Source organism: Streptosporangium sp. NPDC006013, from assembly GCF_040614275.1.
Taxonomy (GTDB): Bacteria; Actinomycetota; Actinomycetes; order Streptosporangiales; family Streptosporangiaceae; genus Streptosporangium.
The window spans coordinates 1-5498 of the sequence record NZ_JBEXUE010000582.1; the positions used below are offsets into that span (position 1 = coordinate 1).

Consider the following 5498-nt stretch of genomic DNA (forward strand, 5'->3'; position numbering starts at 1 on the left):
GGCGACGTCGGGTGCCTCGCTGCGCGCAGATCGTGTGCGGCTACTTCTCGGGCGGCCCGGTCCCCGATGGGTGACAGATGCTCATCGCCCCCCTCGACCGTCCAAGCCTCGAAAGAGTGGCCGAGAAAGATTTTCGAGCTGCCATCCAGGGGCTGAGCATGGCTGATAAAGCCGTTGTCAGAAGATCCCGATCACCAGGATCAACCTCTTAACCTGCGCTTATACGCCGTCGGGCATCGTTTATGTCAACCGGTGAGCACCGGCTTCCACCCCGTCGAGCCGGGGGGATGTTGGACGTGGGGGAAGACATGGACCCGAACAGGAACGAGCAGCAGGACACACCGACCGAGGCGACCCCCGGGAACGACGGCTGGACCCAGTTCGGCAAGGTGCCGCCACGCGCCGGCGCCTATCGTGCCGGTGAGGAGACCGGGCCGCAGCCGACGCTGATCCACCCGGTGCCGGAGCAACTCGCCGCCGAGGCCCCCGAGAAGGCCGGAGGACCGGTGACGGTCCCCGCGCAGCGCGGCAGGCTCACCGCCGGGCAGAAGATCGGCGCCGGTCTCGCGCTGGCGGCCATGGCCGTCGGGGGCGGGGTGGCGGGGGCCTTCGCCGCGACGAGCCTCAACGGTTCCGCCACCGTGGTCTCGTCATCCAGCCCGCTGGTCAGCCCGGTCGGCAACGTGACGACGGTCGCCGACATCGCCCAGCTGGTCCAGCCCTCCGTGGTGTCCATCGAGATCAGGACCGCCGCGGGCGGGGGCGAGGGGTCCGGGGTGGTGCTGTCGGCCGACGGCCTGATCCTGACCAACAACCACGTGGTGTCGGCCGGCGGCCAGGCGGGCCCGGACAGCCGGGTGACCGTCAAGTTCAGCGACGGCAAGACCGCCACCGCGGAGGTCATCGGCACCGACCCGGCCACCGACCTCGCAGTCATCAAGGCGGAGGGCGTCTCCGGCCTCACCAAGGCCTCGATCGGCGACAGCGACCGGCTCAAGGTGGGTGACTCCGTGCTCGCCATCGGCAGCCCGCTCGGCCTGTCAGGCTCGGTCACCGCCGGGATCGTCAGCGCGCTGAACCGCACGCTCACCGTCGGCGGAGACCAGGGACAGCAGCAGCTCCCGCCCGGCTGGGGCAGGCCGCAGGGGAGCGGCCAGAGTCCCACCACCATCGGGGGCGCCATCCAGACCGACGCGGCGATCAACCCCGGCAACTCGGGCGGCGCGCTGGTCAACGCCGCCGGTCAGGTGGTGGGTATCAACACCGCCATCGCCACCAACGGCGGGGAGGGCAGCATCGGTGTCGGCTTCGCCATCCCCATCAACACCGCCAGCCACGTCGCCGAGCAGCTGATCAAGAGCGGCAAGGTCTCCCACGCCCTCCTGGGCGTGAGCGTGACCGACGCCACCGGGGACGCGGGCGGCGCCCTGGTCGGCCAGGTCACCGAGGGCAGCCCCGCGGCCAAGGCGGGCATCAGGCAGGGCGACCTGATCACCAAGATCAACGACACGCCCGTGGACGAGGCGGCCACCGTGGTCGGAGCCGTCCGCGGCTTCAAGCCCGGCCAGCAGGTGACCGTCGCCTACGTCAGGGACGGGCAGTCCCAGACCGTCACGGTGACCCTCGCTGAGAAGACCGGCGAGTAGGGCTCCTCGACGGATGTGCCGCCGGGCCGCCACGGCTCCGGCGGCACAGCCGTTTCCGGACCCCGGTGGACGCACCCCTCGACGGCCGTGAGCAGGCGCTCCCGCGAGGCGATTGGAGAACGACACAACGGATCGGGGCCGGTTCGTCGTGGAGGCCGAAGAAGCGTCGCCTGGGTGGGCTTAACGTTCGGACATGCCTCGCCTCTCCCTCAGCGACCTGTATCACATCGCGATACCGGCGGACCCCCGGCTGCATCCCGGCGGGAGCACCGTGGCCTACGTGGTCACCACCGCAGATCGGGAATCCGACGAGAACCGGTCCGAACTCTGGCTGGCCGCACCCGGCGCCGAGCCGCGCCGTCTGACGGGTGGCCCACGCGACTCCTCCCCGCGCTGGTCGCCCGACGGAAGCTCGCTGGCCTTCCTCCGCCCCGTGGAGGGAAAACCACAGCTTCATCTGCTGCCGATGAACGGCGGAGAGCCCCGCGTCCTCACCACCGCGGCACTGGGCGCGGGCCCGGCGGTCTGGTCCCCCGACGGCACCAGGATCGCGTACGGCGCGCCGCACGGCGACCTCGACCGGAATGCCCCGGTCGTGGCCGACAGCCTGGAGTACAAGGCCGATGGCGCGGGCCTGCTGCGCGGCCTCACCACGCACCTCTTCGTGGTGGACGTGGCGACGGGTGAGACCGGGCAGCTCACCGCGGGCGACTTCCACGCGGGTGAGCCGTCCTGGTCGCCGGACGGCCGGCGGCTCGCCTTCACCGCGAGCATGGAGCCCGACCGCGACCTGGTCGTCGGCAGCGAGGTCTACTCGGTGGACGCCTCCGGCGGCGAACCCGAGCGGCTCACCGGCCCCGGTGTGATCTGCACGGGGGTCTGGTGGCTGGGCGGACGGCTGCTGGTCACCGGATACGCCGGTGACCCCGTCGGGCACGTCCGCCTGTTCGAGCTCGGGACGGACGGGCTCGTGGAGGTCAAAACCGGACTCGACCGCAACGTCATGCTCGGCGCGCCGGGCTATCCCGGCGCGACGCCTCAGCTGGCGGGGGACGACCTGATCTTCTGCGCCCGTGACGGTGGCTTCACCCACCTCTACCGGGCCCCCGGCGAGAAGATCGTCGGTGGGGACCGGGTGGTGTCCGGGGTCAGCGCCGTGGGGGGCAGGATCGCCTACGTCGCCGCGACGCCGGACAGCGCGGGAGAGGTCTATCTCGCGGACCTCACCGCGGGCCGGGCCGGTGCCCCGTCGGGCGATGTCCCGGCCGTACCCGGAGTGACGGCGCCGGAGACGACAAGGCTCTCCGCCTACGCGCTCCCCGGCGTCGAGCTGTTCACCCCGCGAAGCCGTACCTTCACCGCCCCCGACGGGACACCGGTCGAGGGTTTCGTGCTGCGGGATGAGACGCTCACCGAGCCCGGACCGCTCCTGCTGGACGCGCACGGCGGCCCCCACAACACCTGGGCGCCGGTCTTCGACGGCGCGCACCTCTACCACCAGGTGCTCGCCGCACGGGGCTGGACCGTGCTCACCCTCAACCCCCGGGGCAGCGACGGGTACGGCGAGGCGTTCTACACCGCCGCGCTCGGCGCCTGGGGCCTCGCCGACACCGGTGACTTCCTGAGCCCGATCGACCAACTGGTCGCCGAAGGCGTCGCCGACCCCGACCGGCTCGCGGTGACCGGCTACAGCTACGGCGGCTACATCTCCTGCTGGCTGCCCACCCAGACCGGCCGGTTCAAGGCCGCCATCCCGGGCGGGTGCGTCAGCGACCTGGTCAGCATGGCCGGCACCTCCGACGCGGGACACCTCCTGAAGACGTACGAGTGCCGCGGCGACATCGCGGCCCAGTCCCCGATGAGCCACGTGGCCCAGGTGACCACGCCCACCCTGATCCTGCACGGTGAGAACGACGACCGGTGCCCCGTCGGCCAGGCCGAGCAGTGGTTCGCCGCGCTGCGCGAGCGGAACGTGCCGGTACGGCTGGTTCGCTACCCGGGTGGCTCTCACCTTTTCATCCTCAACGGCCGTCCGTCCCACCGGGTGGACTACAACGAAAGGATCGTCGAATGGCTGGAGCAGTGGATCCCGGTCGCTGGCACACCCGTCTCGCCGAGCTGATCACCGAGTACCAGGTTCCCGGCGCGAGCCTGGCCTTCCTGCACGAGGGGGAGGTGCACGAGTTCGCCGCGGGCGTGCTCAACGTGGAGACCGGGGTTGAGACGACCACCGACTCGCTCTTCCAGATCGGCTCGGTCACCAAGGTCTGGACCGCCACCCAGATCATGCTCCTCGTCGAGCGGGGCGAGCTGACGCTCGACACCCCGGTCGCCGAGGTCCTGCCGGAGTTCCGGGTCGCCGACCCCGAGGTGACCAAGACCGTCACCATCAGGCACCTGCTCTCGCACACCTCCGGCATCGACGGGGACCTGTTCCTCGACACCGGCCGTGGTGACGACTGCATCGAGAAGTACGTCGAGGTCTGCGCGGACCTCGCGCAGAACCACCCCCTCGGCGCCACCCAGTCGTACTGCAACTCGGGGTTCATCATCGCCGGGCGCGTCGTCGAGCGCCTCACCGGCAAGGGGTGGGACGCCGCGCTGCGCGAGCAGATCGTCGAGCCGCTCGGCCTGACCCACACCTGGACCCTGCCGGAGGACGTGCTGCGCTTCCGCGCCGCCATGGGCCACGTCGACGGCGCGCCCGCCCCCGTCTGGGGCCTGATGCGCTCCTGCGGCCCGGCGGGGTTGATCTGCGCACGTCCCGCCGACGTCGTGGCCTTCGCCCGCGCCCATCTGGGCACCGGGCTGCTCGCCGACCCGCGGGCGATGTGGGAGCCGCAGGTGGACATCCCCAACCCGCACACCCTCGGGAAGCAGTGGGGGCTGGGCTGGATCCTGGACGAGTGGCAGGGGCGCCGGATCATCTCCCACGGCGGCAACACCATCGGTCAGGCGGCCATGCTCTGGGCGGTCCCCGACACCGAGACGGTGGTGTGCGTGCTGGCCAACGGCGGCCACACCGCCGCGTTCCAGCACGCCCTGGCCACCGAGCTCTTCGACGAACTGCTCGGCCTGGCAGTGCCGCCCGTGCTGGGACCGCCGGCCGAGCCGTTCGAGACCGACGTCGAGCGGTATGCCGGTGTGTACGAGCGGGCGGGCAGCCGGATGACGCTGACGGTCCGCGACGGCGGGCTCTCGTTGTACGGCGAGGCCACCGGAGCCCTCGCCGGGCTGCAGCCGCCCATGGAGTTCGATCTGGTGCCGGTGGACGACGTCACCTTCGTCGGCCGCCCGGAAGGAGAGCCGCAGTGGTTGTCGGCCGTGTTCTACGAACTCGCCGACGGCTCGCGGTACATCCACCTGGGTGTGCGTGCCACGCCCAAGATCGCTTGAGGGGCCGGCATGTTTGAGAACCTGCGGGAGCGTTTCGACGAGGCGGCACGGCGGCACGGCGTGCCCGGCGCCGCGCTCGCGGTGTGGGCGGGCGGCGAGCTCGTCGAGGTCGCCACTGGCGTGGTGAACAGGAACACCGGAGTGGAGACCACGACCGACAGCGTCTTCCAGGTCGGCTCCACCACCAAGGTCTGGACCGCCGCCCTGGTGATGCAGCTCGTGGACGAAGGGCTGGTCGAGCTGGACCGGCCGGTCCGCGACTACCTGCCGGAGTTCGCCGTCGCCGACGGCGCGGAGAAGGCCATCACGGTCAGGCACCTGCTCACCCACACCGGCGGCTTCGACGGCGACCTGTTCGAGGACACCGGGCGCGGCGACGACTGCCTGGACAGGTATGTGGACCGCGACCAGGTCCTCGCCGTTCCCGGCGGGAAGGGCGGCGCCGTCATCCGTGGC

At 71.3% G+C, this 5498-nt stretch carries 4 protein-coding genes; all 4 read left to right on the forward strand.

The annotated features are described in order from the left end of the window. The first annotated feature begins 308 nt into the window (after window positions 1-308). On the forward strand, window positions 309-1646 hold the full coding sequence (locus ABZ260_RS45405; RefSeq protein ID WP_355630560.1) for a trypsin-like peptidase domain-containing protein: 1338 nt from the start codon (window positions 309-311) through the stop codon (window positions 1644-1646). A gap of 193 nt (window positions 1647-1839) precedes the next feature. Further along, window positions 1840-3768: a S9 family peptidase gene (locus ABZ260_RS45410; RefSeq protein WP_355630563.1), complete on the forward strand. Its 1929-nt coding sequence runs from the start codon at window positions 1840-1842 to the stop codon at window positions 3766-3768. Continuing rightward, entirely contained in the window at window positions 3717-5042 is a 1326-nt protein-coding gene (locus ABZ260_RS45415; RefSeq protein WP_355630565.1) for a serine hydrolase domain-containing protein, read from the forward strand. The genes ABZ260_RS45410 and ABZ260_RS45415 overlap by 52 nt, the downstream gene beginning before the upstream one ends. 9 nt (window positions 5043-5051) lie before the next feature. Continuing rightward, window positions 5052-5498 (forward strand): serine hydrolase domain-containing protein (locus tag ABZ260_RS45420; protein ID WP_355630568.1); only part of this gene is annotated, 447 nt, incomplete at its 3' end.

What these genes read in the sequence shown, in the direction of transcription:
- ABZ260_RS45405 (WP_355630560.1), top strand. Translation starts at nt 309, where the DNA reads ATGGACCCGAACAGGAACGAGCAGCAGGACACACCGACCGAGGCGACC.
- ABZ260_RS45415 (WP_355630565.1), top strand. Translation starts at nt 3,717, where the DNA reads ATGGCTGGAGCAGTGGATCCCGGTCGCTGGCACACCCGTCTCGCCGAG.
- ABZ260_RS45410 (WP_355630563.1), top strand. Translation starts at nt 1,840, where the DNA reads ATGCCTCGCCTCTCCCTCAGCGACCTGTATCACATCGCGATACCGGCG.